Below are 1,632 nucleotides of genomic sequence, written 5' to 3'. Positions count from 1 at the left end.
TTTTTCTTACGTCCAGTCAAGTTTATTTACGTACTTTATTTACAACTATTATTTAAGTAGATTGGAACGAGTAGAAATCTAACGTTTTATGTTTTTATGTATACTAAATAAACCTGGTGAATTTGATTTTTTTCACTAGGTCTAAACGTATGGTAAAATGTTGATACGACTATGAGTGGGCGGCTAACCTATATTCATAGTTCATATTGTGTGTAACGAGAAAGAAGATAGACTTCAACAGTTTGTTCACACATGCGATGGTAGCGACCTTATGACATTTGTTGTAGGGTTGCTTTTTCAATTTGTCATAGTATTCAACGAAGTGGTTCTGTCCATGACGTCTCAATTTAATCATGTTTTGAATGATGATATACAGTAATTTCCTTAGATGTTTATTTCCACGTTTATTAATTTTATCTTTCGCAATGTATTTACCTGATTGGTAACGGCGAATATCGATACCTGCGAAAGCGTTAAGTTGTCTGTTATTATCAAAACGACGGATATCCCCAATTTCAGCTATTAGGCGAACTGCTGAATTAGTGGCGATTCCTGGGATACTAAGGAGTAAACTATATTCTTCTAGCCTCTCAGCTAACTTCGCCATCTTGTCTATACATTGTTCTTTTTGGAGAATGAGCTCGTGATACCGTTTTGCATACACAATAACTTGGTCGCAAAATACATCCGTTGAAGAAACTGCAGGATAAGATCGCTTTGCAGCTTCAAGTAGTTGTACTGCTTTTTCTTCAGCTTTTTTAGTAGACATTCGTTTGTATGTATTTGCGAGTATTTGGTTTTTTATAATCGTCTTCGAACAGTTAAGGACGATGTCTGGGTGCGGAAAGAGTTGTGCTACATTAAGAAACAACTCGGACTTACTAGTGAAGATTTTCTCTAATTCAGGAAAAGTTATCTGAATGACTTTATGCATTCTGTTTCGAACTACACTCAACTCCTCGTCCGATTCAATATAATGTCTGGATAGGGCTTTCAATTGGGCATATATATCGTCTGAGTTAGTTTCTATCCGTCTACTATTCGTAAAATGGGTAAGGGCTAACTGATGTGCGTCACTTCGATCCGTTTTATGGATGCGTAGCGTATCACATTGAAGTTTCGACTCAAGCGGATTCAGTAGACAATACCTGTAGCCATTTTCCCGCATGAAACGTTCGAGTGGCCTTGAATAGACACCAGTCGCTTCAAAGACGATGTGTGGCTGCTCACCAAATCCCTCGCTTATGTCATCTATCAAGGATTTGAGTTCTGCGAACTCGGGACGATTGTGTTCGATTTCCTTCTCCAACTCACATTTTTTTACTGCGTTATAGACAACCATATAGCTTTTCCCCATACTAACGTCGAATGCAATAACGTGTTTCATTTTTCTGCCTCCCCTTGGTGTATTGAAGCCTCACCTTAACCTTATCGATTCCCATTTCTTTTACACGATCTCAAAGGATCCAACATACTCAAACCTGATTCAAATAAGGGTGGTGAAGTAGGTCTGTTTTAATAACGGATTCAAGATCCCAAAAAGACTTCGACCTATTCTTCACTTTTACTATATAAAAAATAGTAGTACGAACCAATGCCTTGGTCTGCACTACTAATCTTAGTATGTTTTAT

At 37.6% G+C, this 1,632-nt stretch carries 1 protein-coding gene; it reads right to left on the bottom strand.

Features of this window, described 5'->3' with window-relative positions:
• Positions 1-169: 169 nt before the first annotated feature.
• Entirely contained in the window at positions 170-1,387 is a 1,218-nt protein-coding gene (locus FG384_RS19445) for an IS110 family RNA-guided transposase (protein WP_142644341.1), read from the bottom strand.
• Between the last annotated feature and the right edge of the window lie 245 nt (positions 1,388-1,632).

It is taken from the genome of Psychrobacillus vulpis, assembly GCF_006861825.1.
Taxonomy (GTDB): Bacteria; Bacillota; Bacilli; order Bacillales_A; family Planococcaceae; genus Psychrobacillus; species Psychrobacillus vulpis.
The sequence above is the reverse complement of the archived record's forward strand: the minus strand, read 5'-3'. Positions and strand labels throughout refer to the sequence as shown.